Raw genomic sequence first — 14,914 nt, 5'->3', positions numbered from 1 at the left:
ACTCGTCATTAATTTTTCAATCAAAACTCTCAAAAAACTGACCGTCCAAGCTTTAGCTCCGCAAGGCAATGAAATGAGCTTAGTCTTGACCTTTGCGATCAGGACTGTTGACCAACGAGTAGTGTCTCCACTGCTTTGCGGTAGTCATCCGTATCCTTGTGGTAGCCTCACCTACCGTATTTCGAGTTTATTGTACTCCTTCACTTACAGAAAGTCAACACTTATTTGAGAAAAGTTTCCACCAAGCGTTTGGTGATTTCTTCAATGAGGGTGAAAGGGGCTGCTACATTGAGGCGAGCATGCAAGTTTCCTTCTTTTCCAAAATCTGTTCCACGGTTCAAAATCAATTTGGCTTGGTCATGAATTTTAGCATGCAGCTCATCATCGGTATAAGGATAGGCTGAAAAGTCCAACCAAAGAAGATAGGTTCCTTGGGGTTTCATGACACGGATTTTGGTCTTTGCATGCAATTCATCTACCACATAGTCGATGTGTTTTTCAAAGACTTGCTTGAGCTCTGTCAACCAAGGTTTACCATGGCGATAAGCCGCTTCTGTTGCAATATAGCCCAATCCTGAAATTTCATGTTGATTATTAGCCAATTGCCGTTGTTTAAAAGCCGTACGAAGCTTTGGATTTTCAATGACCACATAGGAATTTTTTGTTCCTGCAATATTGAAAGTCTTGGTTGCACTGGTTAAGATCAAGCTGAAATCTTTAAAGCTTGGATCAACTGTGTTAAAGCTGGTATGACGGTGGCCAAACAAGGCCAAATCTTGGTGGATCTCATCTGAAACGAGAAGGACACCATGTTTTTGACAGAGGTGGCCGATTTTTTCCAAGACTTCACGATCCCATACACGGCCTCCAGGATTGTGCGGATTACACAAAACATAGAGTTTCACCTCTTGCTCCACAATGTCTTTTTCCAGCTGATCAAAATCAATTTGGAAAAGACCATCCTTTTCAATTAATGAATTTTCGATCAATTTTCGACGATTGAGCTTGACACTTCGGGCAAATGGAGGATAGACCGGCGTATTGATTAAGACAGCATCCCCTTCCTTGGTGAAGGCTTGAATAGCTGTTGAAATGGCTGGAACAACACCTTCGATAAAGACGACAGCTTCCTTGTCAAAGGAATAGCCATGCTCTTCTTTTTCCCAATCAAGGATAGACTGGTAGAGGCTATCCGATGCATAGGTGTAGCCATAGACCATTTGGTCTGCATAGCCGATAACAGCTTCTCGTACTTCTGGAATGACATTAAAATCCATGTCCGCGATCCAAGCCGGAATGATTTCTGGATCTGTCTCAGTTTCTTTCCACTTGTAGGTATGGTGGGTCAAGCGATTCGGTAAAGTCGTGAAATCATATTTGGTCATCTTAAGCCTCCAATGCTTGTTTCAAATCTTCAATCAAATCATCCGCATCTTCGATTCCGATGGACAAACGAAGAAGATCATCTGTCAAACCATATGAATGGCGAACTTCTGCAGGAATGTCCGCATGGGTTTGAGTGGTAGGATAAGTGATCAAACTTTCAACTCCGCCAAGGCTTTCTGCAAAGGTAAAGACTTGAAGGGAATTCAACAAGTTGGGAATTTTTTTCTCATCTTGAATTTTAAAGGAGACCATTCCACCTTTTCCAGTGTAGAGGACTTCTTTGACCTGAGGGGAGGTTTTCAAAAACTCGACTACCTTGCGGGCATTCTCAGTGGAGCGCTCCATCCGGATAGAGAGTGTCTTGAGACCACGGATCAACAGATAGCTGTCAAATGGGGAAAGAACAGCACCTGTCGTGTTCAAATTGTAAAAGAGTTTGTCATACAAGTCTGCCTCATTTGTCACGACAACACCAGCCAAGACATCGTTGTGACCAGCTAGGTACTTGGTTGCTGAATGAAGAACAATATCTGCTCCCTCTTCAATTGGGCGTTGATAGATAGGGCTATAGAAGGTATTGTCCACCACTACTTTAGCACCTTTTGCATGGGCCAATTTGGCTAAATGAGCAATATCAAATTCCAACATCAATGGATTGGTTGGTGTTTCAATATAGAGGACATCCACCGGATCATGATCTAGATGGTGGATCAGTTCTTCTTCCGTATTGGCATAGGTGAAAGAGAAACGACCTTCTTGCTCTTGTTGGTTAAACCAGCGGAAAGAACCGCCATAAAGGTCACGAACGGCTAAGACTTTTGAACCAACTGGGAAAATGCTAAAAGCAAGCACGATGGCTGACATTCCAGAGCTTGTCGCCAAAGCATAGTCTGCACTTTCGATAGCTGCCAAAGTCTTCTCAGCTGTTGCGCGTGTTGGATTTTTCGTACGGGTATAGTCAAAACCTGTAGACTGACCAAATTCTGGGTGTTGGTAAGTCGTAGAGAAATGCAAAGGAGTTGTCAAAGCTCCCGTTGCTTTATCCGACTTGATTCCTGCCTGTGCCAAGATCGTATTGATATTGCGTTTTTTACTCATATTGCCCTCCGATAAACATTCAATCTAACTGCTTACTATTTTATCACTATTATGAGGAGAGCGGTTTTCCCATTTTCAAGACCTAGCTATAGTTTCAAACTATAAGAAAAGAGAGTGGGACAGAAATCGGTAATTCGTTAGAATTCGATTTCGTCGTCCCACCTCTGCACAGTTGAGTAGGGCTGTAAAAGCTGATGAAATCAGCTTAGTAGAGCCCACTCAACCACTGCGTCTTGCTCGACAATCCAAAAATAATTGAGAGGCTAGGACTTTTGTCCCAGCCTCTCAGGTTTATTTGATGCGAAATTTTTGTCTGAGACGTGTAGCTTGACCTCCGATAAAGCGGTCAAAATACCGTAGCCATAATCCTAAGGCTCCATATATAGCAACTCCTAATCCGCCAATGACGACGATATAAATCATGCTCGATACACGGCCATTTGGTGGGAAAATCCAGCCCAAAATCAAACCAGCGATCAAGACTCCAAGTAGCATCACCACAGTCAGGATAGAACCAAGTAAGGTCCGCTTAAAGACGATGGTGCGATTAAACTGAGTAATGGTTTGGATCTCTCGATACATGAGGACGATTGGCACCATTAAGGCAATGGTCGTTGACAGAAGTGGCCCATAAGAACGAAAGACCAAAATAAATGGAATCTGTAGGACCAATTTCACCACTACCCCATAAAGGAAGTAGCGAATGGCCTTGCGATTTTGAAAGAGGGCTTGAATCATTGGCGATAAGACCGTGTAAAGACCGAGAATTACGGTCTGCAACATCGCTACGATGAAAAGTCCTAAGGCCAAGCCATCTGGTTGCCCATAGAAAACCGTATAAAGTGGTTTTGCGACTGCTACTGCACCAAAGGTGGCTGGAAGCAAGAAAGCTAGCAACATGGTCAAGTTATCCTGTACGAGCTTCCCAGCTGCTTTTAGGTCCCCCTTGACATAATTCTCTGTCAACAGAGGAATCCCAACTCCCCCAATCGAAGTCGCTACTGCAATCAAGATCATGGTGATTTTGTTTGGATTAGCAGAGAAATAACTAAACATGACCAATAGCTGCTTTTGACTATAATCTGTGAACCAAGACATGACATTGATAAAGGTCATCTGGTCAACAATTTGGAAGAGCTGAATGGCGGAACCTGTGATGATAAAAGGAATGGCCTCCCGAATCGTATCGATCAAGAGAGCCCGAGTGTCAATTCCTTCACTTCTCTCTTGCTTTCTAAAAATAGAAGAGAGCAAGCCTGTCTTTGCAAGGTAATAAAAGAGCACCAGAAGGCTCGCTCCCATACCGATAAAGGCCGCAAAGGTCGACTGCGTCACAGCTTGCACATAGTCTCCTGAGCCAATCTTCATAATGAAGAAGGTCGTGAGCAACATCCAGATGACCCGGATCACTTGTTCTGCAATCTGGCTTATAGCGTAAGGCTTCATGTTGTTAAAACCTTGGAAAAATCCCCGAATGACACTCATCGAAGGAAAGATCAAGACAGCCCAAGAAAGGCTCTGCATGATCGGAATCAACTCTTTTCCCCCACCTGAAAGACTCGCAAAGACAGGAGACAAAAGATACATGAGAATGGCAAATCCAAGGCCTAGAATTCCCATAAATTTCAAGAAGCCCCGAATCAAAGCAAAGCTATGATCCGCTTGGTCCCGGGTATTGTATTTGGCTACTTGCTTAGCAACAGCTACAGGTACTCCGGCTGTCGAAATCAAGAGAAACCAAGCATAGATATTGTAGCCCATTGTAAAAAGACCATTGGCTTGTGGCCCATATTTCCCCATCCAAATATACCAAGGAATAATATAAGCGGCTCCTAGCAAACGGCTGATAAAGTTGCTGGCTGTCATCCAGGCAGTCCCGCGTAGCATCTGGGCTTGCTGGTCATTTTGTTCGTGACTCATTGGTGTCCTCTTTCGTTTCTTCTTCTCTTCATTATAAACTTTTCCATGACACTTGTAAAATAGGGACTTTAGGTTTACAATAGTTTTATGATTACAATTGAACAAACCCTCAACATTTTAAAACATGACCAAAATTTCCGAGAAGTTCTAGTAAATGGTGAATACTACTACCATCTAGAAGGAACAAGTTTTGATGCCATTAGCTATGATAGCCGTAAGGTTTCTGCTAGTACCCTCTTTTTTGTCAAAGGGGCGAGTTTCAAAAAAGAATACCTGGAACAGGCTATTTCTAATGGACTCGGCTTTTATGTCTCTGAAAAAGATTATGAAGTTGGTATTCCTGCCATTCTTGTCAATGATATCAAGCAGGCCATGAGCTTAATTGCTATGGAGTTTTATGGGCACCCTGAGAAACAATTAAAACTATTGGCCTTCACAGGGACTAAGGGAAAGACAACCGCGGCCTATTTTGCTTACCATATTTTGGAACAAAGTCACCGACCAGCTATGCTGTCGACTATGAATACGACGCTGGATGGTAAAAACTTCTTTAAATCGACCCTGACAACGCCAGAGAGTTTGGATCTTTTTGCCATGATGGCTCAGGCAGTAGCCAATGATCGGACCCACCTTATTATGGAAGTCTCCAGTCAAGCTTATCTGGTGAAGCGGGTTTACGGTCTGACCTTTGACGTCGGTGTTTTTCTCAACATCAGTCCAGACCATATTGGACCGATTGAACACCCAACTTTTGAGGATTATTTCTACCACAAACGTCTCCTCATGAAGAATAGCCAAACCGTTGTCATCAATAGCGATATGGATCATTTCCAAGTTTTAGCGGATCAAGTAGCGAACCAAGACCACGATTTTTATGGAAGCCAGTCTGAGAATCAAATTGAAAACTCTAAGGCCTTCAGCTTCTCAGCCACTGGTAAGCTAGCAGGCGACTACGATATCCAACTGATTGGCCATTTTAACCAAGAAAATGCTGTAGCAGCAGGTCTTGCCTGTCTTCACCTAGGTGCGAGCCTCGAGGATATCCAAAAAGGGATTGCTAAGACGCGCGTTCCTGGCCGAATGGAAGTCTTGACTCAGCAAAATGGAGCCAAGGTTTTCATCGACTATGCCCATAATGGAGATAGCTTGAAAAAACTGCTATCAGTTGTTGAAACCCATCAAACGGGGACCATTTCACTAGTTCTCGGATCAACTGGGAATAAAGGAGAGAGCCGCCGAAAGGACTTTGGCTTACTCTTAGAAGAGCATCCTGAGATCCAAGTCTTCCTCACAGCTGATGATCCCAACTATGAAGATCCTTTGGCTATCGCTGAAGAGATTAGTAGTTTTATCACGCGCCCTGTCGAGAAAATCGCAGATCGCGAAGAAGCCATTCAAGTGGCTATGGCAACAACCAGCAAGCCTGAAGATGCCATCATTATCGCCGGAAAAGGAGCGGATTGCTACCAAATCGTCAATGGCGTAAAAGAAGAGTATCCAGGTGACGCCGCCATTGCTGAACGTTATCTATAATCAAACGAAACAAGGCTAGGAAATTTTCCTAGCCTTTTCTATTGCTTCATAAACATCAGTCTTTCCTTATCCAAGTCCACTGCTAATTCATATTTTCCTTCATCATTTTTGTGGATATAACCTAAGACTTCTAAACTATCGACAAAGATATCTCTGCGCTTTTGCTGGACTTCTTCTTTTTTGAGAAATTTGAGCAAAAAGCTGGTCATATACTTGAGAGCATACTCAGGATTGACATCTCCCAAGATAGCATAGAGCTTTTCTTGCTCCTCTGTCAATGGATATTGGTGAGCAACCTTGTAGAAGTAATTGGAAAGGGTCTGTGCATGTCGCGCAAAGTCCGTCTCCTCTCTGAGAATCGCTGCATTGGTCGTATTGCGGAGTTCCGTTTGGAAGACCTTGGCTTTTAATTCTTGATAAACTGCACTGTCCTCTCGGACAAAGACCTCTTGATCCAGGTCCACTCGATCAGCTGACTCCAAGAAGGGCAGGTTGAGGGTGTAGCGTTTATTTTCTCGAAGGATGAAGCCCACTTTGATATATTCCTCCATCAGCTTATCCACTGGTTGATCTGGAAATTGGGCCTTGATTTGCCGCAGGATCACATCGTCGTGCTGATCCAAAAAGTTGATCAAGTCCTTGAAAAATGGCTGACGTGTCAAACGTGTGGGATTAATGATTGTAATCATCCAAATACCTTTCTTTAAACTGTAGCTGTAGTGATTGGGCTAACTGACTAGGATTGGTCCCGGGCTGATCTAAAGGAACCGCTAGACCGAGCCCTCTGTAGTAATCTTCCCAAAACGGACTAATCTCCTGTTCCTCATCTCCGAACTTCATGGGAATGGTTTCAAAAATAGGGAGTAGTTCTGCGATGAACTGGGAACAGTAATAACCATCTCCATCCGGATAAAAGGAAGCATTGTAGGGAGCCCCTAAAAGGTTTTCTGCTCGCTTTTTGACTTCTTCGTGATCAATCTGCACATAGCGATAAAGGTCATATGCTTTCCCGTCTTCAAAGAAATCTTCGGGTGACTGGGAAAGAACACCACCTTCCACCGTGGCATGATAAATGGAGCCGTCCAAAAAGATGGCCACATGGCTATAATGACCAGTAGATGTCTGGATAGCCTGCCCCATTTCTGTATTTTCACTGACAAAAATCAAATCGCCCGTCTCTAACATGATCTTCTCCTAGCAAAAAAGGAGCCGAAACTCCTTTTAACGATGGTTTTCCCCATTTATCATTAAGCATTAAAGCTTTCTGTCAATTGTGGTACCACTTGTTTCTTACGTGAAACAGCACCTGGAAGGAAAGCGTGGTTGTTTTCAAGTTTGAAGTTGAAAGCTGCTTCTACCTTGTCCATGTTGGCACCAAGGGCCAAAATTTCTGAGTTTGAGTTGACGATGTCTGTAATCATCAAAACAAAGTCAGAGTATCCGTTAGCTGCATTTGCTGCTTGGATGGCTGCTTCGATTTCAGCTTGGCGTTCCAAGACTTCCGCAATATCAACTGTGTTCACTTGAGCCACACGAACATTGTTTCCGTTCAATTCAAAAGTCTTGGCATCGATGTCGATCAATTCTTCTGCTGATTTGCTTGCCAAGTTGGTACCAGCCTTGAGCATGGCAAGACCGTATTCTTCTAAGTTGACACCAGCCAATTCAGCCAATTCAGGCGCAATCACCTTATCAGATGGGTGTGTTGTTGGAGATTTCAAAAGAAGAGTATCTGAAATCAAACCTGAAAGCATCAAACCTGCCAATTCTTTTGGCACTGCTACACCGTGTTCTTTGAACATGCGGTAAACGATAGAAGATGCTGATCCAACTGGTTCCAAACGCATGTAAAGTGGGCTAGCAGTTTCGAAGTTAGCCACACGGTGGTGATCCACCACACCATATACTTCTACTTCAGCGATATCTGAAACAGATTGTTGGAATTCATTGTGGTCCGTCAAGATGACTTGCTCTGCACCTTCTGCTTTAGCAGATGTGATGACGCGTGGTGCTTCCACACCAAAATAGTCCAATACGAAAGCTGTTTCTTCATTTGGAGTTCCAAGAGCCACTGCTTCTGTATCCAAACCATAAGCTTCTTTTGCAAGATAAGCAAAAGCTACAGATGAGCCGATAGCATCTGAGTCAGGATTTTGGTGACCAAAAACGAGAATTTTTGACATGTTTCTACCTCTTTATTTCATTTATAGATTCACTCTATTTTAGCACGTTTTGCCATTTAAAGAAAGGGAATAGTTGTGCATTTCAATAGAAAAGACAGCTGGAGTGACCAACTGTCTATACGTTTTATCCTTTGACCCGTTTCAGGTAATCTTGGTAACTTTCTGTTTCCATCAAATCTTTTGCATTTTGGACCCGTTCTTTTGTCGGTGGTTTCACACCCTCCAATTTGTACGGAATTCCCAATTCACGCCATTTGAATTCCCCCATAGTATGGTAAGGAAGGATCTCAAATTTATCGACATTTTTAAGGGTTTTAACAAATTTTCCAAGCTCGATCAAATCATCATCTCGGTCTGTAAGCCCAGGCACCAAGACGTGGCGAATCCAAACGGGTTTTCCAATATCAGACAAGTACTTGGCACAGGCTAAAATCGTTTTATTGGTATGGCTGGTCACAATTTTGTGCCGTTCATCATTGATTTCCTTGATATCCAGAAGTACCAAGTCAGTCACTGCCATCAAGCGGTCAAATTTTTCCAAATAACGAGGCGTATTCCGGAAAGGAAGAGCACAGGTATCCAAAGTACAATGAATGCCCAACTCTTGAGCCTTGGTAAAAAGTGCAATCAAAAAGTCAATCTGCAAGAGGGCTTCTCCACCACTGACAGTGATTCCCCCTTTTTCGCCCCAAAATCCACGATAACGGAGGGCTTCTTCTAAGACATCATCCACCGTCCGCTCACGGGACTTGTTGGTTTCCATTGCCCAAGTATCTGGATTGTGGCAGTATTGACACCGCATTTGACAGCCTTGAAGGAAGACAATAAAGCGGATCCCAGGCCCGTCTACTGCACCAAAACTTTCTGTTGAGTGTACCATTCCTGTTACTTTTCCATAGTCAACTGTTTCATTTTCCATTGAGGAACCTCTTCTCTTGAAAACGTTTTATGATTTTATTATAACACGATTCCATCTATTTTAAAGAGTTTAAGCTTCTTTTTGAAAAGAAACTGTTCTTTTCAGTAGTTTTCATTGTCCTAGTACAGTTTCCAATATGGGACTATCTGTCCTGTATTTTAGGAGAAAAAAGGAGCCAGCGACTCCTTTTTTAGATCTTTCTTATAAAACACGTTAGTGAGTCATCCTTTTCTTCTTGTACCAGACAAGACTCATCGTAGCTATTGCCACTCCAAAAAGAGCTAGATAGCTTGTTTCTTGTCCAGTAGATGGAAGGATTTTCCGCTTGCCTGGTGTCTTGGTTTCTGTTGTGGCCTCTTCCTTGTCGTCTTGCTTCTCATCTTCGTTCTTGCCCTTCTCTTTGCTTTCAGATGTTGAACTCTTTTGTTCATTGGCTTGGGTCTGATGAGAGACAAGTTGAGATCCTGTATTCGATGAAGAAGAGCTGGTTTGATCCGTTGGTTGTCCTGTATTTCCTTGTTGATCATCCGTCGGCATTCCTGGAGTTTGTGCTCCACTAAAGTCGATTTGGACTAAGACAGGATCATGGTCTGATGCACGACCATGTTCCTTCATAAAGGAAGCATTGATATGGACTGGTTCAAACCTTGCTTTAGCTGCCATGTTGTTTGAGATAAAAATGTTATCCAAAACTTGATTGCTTCCACGGTAGAAATAAGAATAGCGATCGCCTACATCATGTTGAGCCATTAAGTTGGTTAGTTCACTACCCGCAAGGATCTGTGCCGTGGTTGAGAAATCGTAGTCATTAAAATCACCCGTCAAAACAAAGGTGGTCTTCGGATTTTGCTTCAAGCCTTCTTGGACGAATTGATGGATGACACTGGCTTGTGCTTCACGAGTTGGCAAGGTATGTTCCACTGCTGGTTGGCTTGCCCCATAAATAGCATCATCTCCAATTTTTGATTTCAAGTGATTGGCAATCACCACAACTGGTTGACCTTTGAATTCAAATTCAACGGCTAAGGACTTGCGAGTATGATCAAACGATGGGTCATTAGGGGCAATCCGAGCTGGATTTTTAACCAGGTGTCCCTTGTCAAATTGCGCTGCCTCGTTGCTAGTTGCTGCCTCTTTTTTGGCTAAGCTCACGCGTTCTGGATTGTAGAGGATTCCCAAACGAATATTGGAACCAGGCTTTCCTCCGTCAGCGCCATCTACTGGAGCAACCTCCGTATACTCATAGCTCTTACCCCCCAATTCCTTGATCCGATTGGCTAGTTTGCGTCCACTTTCAACACCTCTGGTCGTTCCGTCATCCACACTACCATTATTGTCCTGCACTTCGATCAAAGTAATGATGTCTGGATTGTGAATTTCATGGATAAAGGAATTGGCAATCAGCGTCACCTTATCCTCTGGGGTTTCATTTTTGGCATTGTTGGCCGAGAAATTTTCAATATTGTAGGAAGCGATGGTCAGCTTGTCCTCACTTGGTTGCGTTTGAGCTGCTTGACGCTGCAAGCCACCATCTTGGACCGTCAACTGTTGAGTGGGCTCTAATTTATAGAAGCTATTTCGATACGTTACCACTCCTGTCACATCTTCTGTAAAGTAATCCTTAGCTTTTGCGACAAACTGATTCCCAACATAAATCGGGATCGTCTCTGTATTTTGCGCATGTGGCCGTAGATTCAGACCTCCAATATTGTTTAAAGGAAGACCTGTGAAATCTTCTCCCAAGACATAGATATCTCCTTTGTACTGGGGACCAAGGACATGCGGTTTCTTCACCACCGTGAGCATTCCTTCCAGGCTTTCCCAATAATCGAGGGCATCGGTTTCTGGAGCATAAGCAGTCGGATTAGGCTTCACATCTGCTGGCATGCCCGCAGTGATATTCACAGCTTCTGGAAGAGGGGCTGTCCCATCTTTTGTGATCCAAGCATCGACCAGCATGGTCACTGTTAAACTATTCGTTGGTTCCTTAAAGGTCTTCCCTGCTCCCAAGGTAACCTCTTCCATATAGCCTTCCTTGACGGTACCGGTGATTTTCACCTTGTCGCCGACTTTCACCTTGTATTTGGAAACAACATAAATCCCATCTGAAGTCCGACTATTGCCATCCGATTCAATATCTTGGGCATAAAAACCATAGCGGTCTGTCTTGGTCACCACTGCATTTTGGATGGCCACTTTTTGGCCTTCCAGTGGAGAGCGTTGCGCTTCCCCTTGAATGTCCCCGATCTTAACCGTTTTCTCCTCAGTATCGTCTGAGGAACTGCTAGATGTCTCTTCTTTATCACTTGAAGCTCTCGTCGTAGCTTCTGTAGTTGTTGTTGTAGCGGAAGTCGAATGATTTGTCGAGCCTTCCTCGCTACTAGTGTTCGTCACAAGCGCTGGCTCTGAAGTCGAAGCTGTGGTCTCGTCTGCAACTACCGTGAGGGCACTGCTAAAGACCCCCAACTGACTAGCCAATAAGGTGGCTACTCCCAGTAGGCGAATCTTTTTACCGTTTTTTCTCATGCGTTTCTCCATCCCTAAAAAGTTTTCCTCTTTTATTATAAGGGAATGACTTTGCATTTTCAAGCGCTTTCAAAAATATTTTTCAAAAAGAAAAACACTTCGACCCAAAAAGATCGAAGTGTCAAGAACTTAAGCTAAAATTGCCAGTGTCTGATACGGTTTCAGAATTACTTTTTCAGAAAGCTTTACATTCTCATAGTTGGACAAGAGCACGCGCCATGCTTGGTAGTCTTCTGGAATCGCTACTTCAACTTCACTTCCATAGAAATGATTGAGTACCAAGAGTTTTTGACCGTCTAAGTGGCGTTCAAAAGCATAGACTTCTTGACTATCTTCCAGTGCTGGCTGGTAGCTTCCTTCTGAAATGATCCGCATTTCTTTGCGCAAGCGAATCAATTCTTTATAGAAGGTAAAGATTGGTCCATCCATCTCCTTTTCAACGTTGAAGTCTTTATAGGACTTCCCAACTTTCAACCATGGCGTGCCTGTTGAAAAACCGGCATTTAGAGAAGCATCCCATTGCATGGGCGTACGTGAATTATCACGTGACTTAGCTTGGATAATCTTGAAGGCTTGCTCAGGTGACTTGCCTTGGTCCAAGAGCATTTGGTAAGCATTGATGGACTCCACATCCACGTAATCTGCCATCGAATCATAGTCTGGATCAATCATGCCGATTTCTTCCCCCATATAGATATAAGGGGTCCCACGTGACAAGTGAATGCTAGCTGCGAGCATGGTCGCTCCTTCATTGCGGAAGTTCTTGATATCTACAAAGCGATTCAAAGCACGAGGTTGGTCATGGTTATTCCAGAAAAGGGCACTCCAACCACCACGTTCACTCATTTCCTTGCCCCAAGTATGATAGAGACGTTTGAGCTCTTGCAGGAAGAAGGCTTTATCGAGACTGTTCAAGGGATGGGGTCGCAAATTTGTAGGCAAGCACACTTTGACTTCCCCGTTTCCCAATTAACCAGCTATCAAGAAATCGTCAAAGCTTCTGGTCTTCGCTCAGAAACCAATGTCATTCGTTTGGAACAAATCAGTATCGATGAAAAAGGAGCTAAAAAGACAGGTTTCCCTCTTCACCGTTTGGTTTGGAAAGTAACCCGGCAACGGGTGGTGGATGGTGTCGCTTCTGTCTTAGATATTGATTACCTAGACAGAGAGCTGATCCCTGGCCTGACCAAGGAAATTGCCCAGCACTCTATCTACCAATATATAGAAGAAGACTTGAAATTGCAGATTGGCTATGCCAAAAAAGAAATCTTGATTTCACCAATCGATAATCGTGACAAAATCTTACTGGATCTTGGAAAAGACAAACACGTGGTAACTGTCCGTTCCCAAGTTCACCTAGCAGACGGACGCCAATTCCAATTCACCGAAAGCCGACACAAATTAGACAAGTTTCATTTTGTCGACTATGCAGAGCGGAGGAAATAAAAAGGAGGCTGGGACAAAAGTCCTAGCCTCTCAGTTATCTTTGGATTGTCGAGCAAGACGCAGTGGTTGAGTGGGCTCTACTACGCTGATTTCATCAGCTTTTACAGCCCTACTCAACTGTGCGGAGGTGGGACGACGAAATCGAATTCTAACGAATGACCGATTTCTGTCCCACTCTCTTTTATTTTATCCTAATACCAATTCATCACTAACCAGGGTTTCACCACTGTTTTGTTGGAAGAGGCGCATCAAATCTTCAACCGTTAGGTTTTTCTTTTCTTCTCCTTTGACGTCGACAACGATCTTGCCTTGGTAGAGCATGATCAAGCGGTTGCCGTATTCGATAGCATGGTTCATATCATGCGTAATCATCAAGGTTGTCAAATCATGGCTTTCCACGATCTTTTGTGTCAATTCCATGACCATTTCACTGGTCTTGGGATCAAGCGCTGCGGTATGTTCATCCAGAAGCAAGAGTTTGGGTTTAACCAAGGCTGCCATGACCAAAGTCAAAGCTTGACGTTGCCCACCAGATAGATATTGAGTATCGACTTTGAGACGGTTCTCTAAACCAATGTTCAATTCCTTCAAGGCTTCACGGAAACATTCGCGATCCTTCTCCCGAACTCCCCAGCCCAACCCACGAGATTTTCCACGACGTTGGGCAATGGCCATATTTTCTTCAATGGTCAAACGAGAAGCTGTCCCCATTTTAGGATCTTGGAAGACACGCGCAATATCTTTCGCACGCTTACGAACACTCGTATTTTTGATGGAGTTACCCTCTAGCAAGATATCCCCTTCATCCACGACTAGATTTCCTGCCAAGATGTTCATCAAGGTTGATTTCCCAGCTCCATTTCCACCGATGACCGAAATGAAGTCCCCTTCTTCTACTTGGAGATCCAATCCTTTTAAGACGTGGTTTTCATTAACCGTTCCTGCTTCAAATGTCTTATGAATGCCTTCAATTGATAATAATGTTGCCATACTTTTCTCCTACTTATTTCCTAACTTCAATCCGCGAACACGAAGCCGTTTTTGCGCCTCAGGAGCGAACAAGACAATTGCGAGCAAGATCGCATTGAAGAGACGAACCATATTTTGATCGAGATTTGGGATCTCGTATATATTTAAGATAATCAAACGATAAACAATGGCTCCAACCCCGATTGAAAGCAAGCGCCAACCAATGGTCAATTCGTGGATCAAAACCTCAGCGATAATCACCGCACTCAAGCCAACCACGATCGTCCCTGTCCCAGAAGTCACATCTGAGAAACCATCATTTTGAGCAAACATAGCGCCACAAAGGGCAATCAAGCCATTTGAAATCATGTAGCCCAACATCTTCATGTTGTCCACATTGACCCCATTAGCCTCACTCATCGGAATGTTATCACCTGTCGAGCGCAGAACCAAGCCAAGTTGCGTCTTCATTAAGAGGGTCAACAAGATACATACGATGATCAAGCAGGAAATACTAATCAAAAAGACAGCTTCTTCATTAGAAAGTCCAAATTTCATGACACTCTTGAAAATGGTACCTGCATCTCCAATAGAAAGGTTAGGAACCCCTCCCATAATTTTGATATTGATAGAGTAGAGCCCCGTCAAAGTGACAATCCCTGTCAAGAGGGCTGGAATTTTCATTTTTGTATGGAGAACCCCAGAAACCAAGCCTGCAATCATCCCTGCTAAAAAGCCCAACAAGGTTGCAACCCAAGGGTTTCTTCCCGCTTGAATTTGTGAGGCTACAACTGCTGCCCCAAGTGGAAAGGCTCCTTCTGCCGTCATATCGGCAATATCTAAAATTCGAAATGTTAAGTAAACACCGATCGCCATGATCGACCACAATAAACCTTCTGATAAACTTGATAAAACGAAATTCATCTCAAACCTC

11 protein-coding genes, 2 pseudogenes and 1 riboswitch are annotated in these 14,914 nt (G+C 43.6%); of the genes and pseudogenes, 2 read left to right on the top strand and 11 right to left on the bottom strand.

What is annotated here, in order from left to right:
• Positions 1–28: 28 nt before the first annotated feature.
• Positions 29–186, bottom strand: a riboswitch (M-box (ykoK) riboswitch).
• Positions 187–221: 35 nt separating this feature from the next.
• The 3 genes from I2E70_RS06650 to I2E70_RS06640 form a co-directional block, all read right to left on the bottom strand.
• Positions 222–1,385: a MalY/PatB family protein gene (locus I2E70_RS06650; protein ID WP_195424120.1), complete on the bottom strand. Its 1,164-nt coding sequence runs from the start codon at positions 1,383–1,385 to the stop codon at positions 222–224.
• Position 1,386: 1 nt separating this feature from the next.
• Complete coding sequence (locus tag I2E70_RS06645) at positions 1,387–2,484, bottom strand: cystathionine gamma-synthase (protein ID WP_049471747.1); 1,098 nt, start codon at positions 2,482–2,484, stop codon at positions 1,387–1,389.
• A 291-nt stretch (positions 2,485–2,775) separates the two neighbouring features.
• Positions 2,776–4,404 carry a putative polysaccharide biosynthesis protein gene (locus I2E70_RS06640; RefSeq protein ID WP_195424118.1) on the bottom strand — a complete coding sequence of 543 codons (1,629 nt, stop codon included), beginning with the start codon at positions 4,402–4,404 and terminating at the stop codon, positions 2,776–2,778.
• Between the two features lie 87 nt (positions 4,405–4,491).
• Here I2E70_RS06640 and I2E70_RS06635 point away from each other — a divergent pair, with 87 nt between their 5' ends.
• Complete coding sequence (locus tag I2E70_RS06635; RefSeq protein WP_195424115.1) at positions 4,492–5,937, top strand: UDP-N-acetylmuramoyl-L-alanyl-D-glutamate--L-lysine ligase; 1,446 nt, start codon at positions 4,492–4,494, stop codon at positions 5,935–5,937.
• A gap of 38 nt (positions 5,938–5,975) precedes the next feature.
• Here the strand turns inward: I2E70_RS06635 and I2E70_RS06630 are convergent, their stop codons facing one another.
• From I2E70_RS06630 to I2E70_RS06605, 6 genes and pseudogenes are all read right to left on the bottom strand, one after another.
• A complete protein-coding gene (locus I2E70_RS06630; RefSeq protein WP_195424113.1) occupies positions 5,976–6,626 on the bottom strand; it encodes a DUF1803 domain-containing protein in 651 nt (216 codons plus the stop codon).
• Positions 6,610–7,122: a YiiX/YebB-like N1pC/P60 family cysteine hydrolase gene (locus tag I2E70_RS06625; RefSeq protein WP_195424111.1), complete on the bottom strand. Its 513-nt coding sequence runs from the start codon at positions 7,120–7,122 to the stop codon at positions 6,610–6,612. The genes I2E70_RS06630 and I2E70_RS06625 overlap by 17 nt, the downstream gene beginning before the upstream one ends.
• Before the next feature lie 62 nt (positions 7,123–7,184).
• On the bottom strand, positions 7,185–8,120 hold the full coding sequence (locus tag I2E70_RS06620) for a manganese-dependent inorganic pyrophosphatase (protein WP_003005572.1): 936 nt from the start codon (positions 8,118–8,120) through the stop codon (positions 7,185–7,187).
• A 124-nt stretch (positions 8,121–8,244) separates the two neighbouring features.
• The gene (gene pflA / locus I2E70_RS06615) at positions 8,245–9,039 is read right to left on the bottom strand and encodes a pyruvate formate-lyase-activating protein (RefSeq protein ID WP_003005017.1); all 795 of its coding nucleotides are present in this window, start codon (positions 9,037–9,039) and stop codon (positions 8,245–8,247) included.
• Between the two features lie 213 nt (positions 9,040–9,252).
• The gene (locus I2E70_RS06610; protein WP_195424109.1) at positions 9,253–11,565 is read right to left on the bottom strand and encodes an endonuclease/exonuclease/phosphatase family protein; all 2,313 of its coding nucleotides are present in this window, start codon (positions 11,563–11,565) and stop codon (positions 9,253–9,255) included.
• A 129-nt stretch (positions 11,566–11,694) separates the two neighbouring features.
• A pseudogene (locus tag I2E70_RS06605) lies at positions 11,695–12,459 on the bottom strand (alpha-amylase family glycosyl hydrolase); the annotation flags it as partial.
• On the opposite strand from I2E70_RS06605, the pseudogene treR reads away from it, so the two are divergent.
• A pseudogene (treR, locus tag I2E70_RS06600) lies at positions 12,433–13,011 on the top strand (trehalose operon repressor); the annotation flags it as partial. The pseudogenes I2E70_RS06605 and treR sit on opposite strands and share 27 nt — an antisense overlap.
• 186 nt (positions 13,012–13,197) lie before the next feature.
• On the opposite strand, the gene I2E70_RS06595 reads toward treR, so the two are convergent.
• Entirely contained in the window at positions 13,198–14,001 is an 804-nt protein-coding gene (locus I2E70_RS06595; protein WP_195424107.1) for an ABC transporter ATP-binding protein, read from the bottom strand.
• Between the two features lie 9 nt (positions 14,002–14,010).
• Positions 14,011–14,904 carry an ABC transporter permease gene (locus I2E70_RS06590; protein WP_195424105.1) on the bottom strand — a complete coding sequence of 298 codons (894 nt, stop codon included), beginning with the start codon at positions 14,902–14,904 and terminating at the stop codon, positions 14,011–14,013.
• Positions 14,905–14,914: the final 10 nt, after the last annotated feature.

Origin of the sequence: Streptococcus parasanguinis, assembly GCF_015556095.1 — a bacterium.
GTDB lineage: Bacteria > Bacillota > Bacilli > Lactobacillales > Streptococcaceae > Streptococcus > Streptococcus parasanguinis_Q.
The sequence above is the reverse complement of the archived record's forward strand: the minus strand, read 5'-3'. Positions and strand labels throughout refer to the sequence as shown.

What these genes read in the sequence shown, in the direction of transcription:
- I2E70_RS06610 (WP_195424109.1), bottom strand. Translation starts at nt 11,565, where the DNA reads ATGAGAAAAAACGGTAAAAAGATTCGCCTACTGGGAGTAGCCACCTTA.
- I2E70_RS06650 (WP_195424120.1), bottom strand. Translation starts at nt 1,385, where the DNA reads ATGACCAAATATGATTTCACGACTTTACCGAATCGCTTGACCCACCAT.
- I2E70_RS06640 (WP_195424118.1), bottom strand. Translation starts at nt 4,404, where the DNA reads ATGAGTCACGAACAAAATGACCAGCAAGCCCAGATGCTACGCGGGACT.
- I2E70_RS06625 (WP_195424111.1), bottom strand. Translation starts at nt 7,122, where the DNA reads ATGTTAGAGACGGGCGATTTGATTTTTGTCAGTGAAAATACAGAAATG.
- I2E70_RS06595 (WP_195424107.1), bottom strand. Translation starts at nt 14,001, where the DNA reads ATGGCAACATTATTATCAATTGAAGGCATTCATAAGACATTTGAAGCA.
- I2E70_RS06620 (WP_003005572.1), bottom strand. Translation starts at nt 8,120, where the DNA reads ATGTCAAAAATTCTCGTTTTTGGTCACCAAAATCCTGACTCAGATGCT.
- I2E70_RS06635 (WP_195424115.1), top strand. Translation starts at nt 4,492, where the DNA reads ATGATTACAATTGAACAAACCCTCAACATTTTAAAACATGACCAAAAT.
- pflA (WP_003005017.1), bottom strand. Translation starts at nt 9,039, where the DNA reads ATGGAAAATGAAACAGTTGACTATGGAAAAGTAACAGGAATGGTACAC.
- I2E70_RS06630 (WP_195424113.1), bottom strand. Translation starts at nt 6,626, where the DNA reads ATGATTACAATCATTAATCCCACACGTTTGACACGTCAGCCATTTTTC.
- I2E70_RS06645 (WP_049471747.1), bottom strand. Translation starts at nt 2,484, where the DNA reads ATGAGTAAAAAACGCAATATCAATACGATCTTGGCACAGGCAGGAATC.
- I2E70_RS06590 (WP_195424105.1), bottom strand. Translation starts at nt 14,904, where the DNA reads ATGAATTTCGTTTTATCAAGTTTATCAGAAGGTTTATTGTGGTCGATC.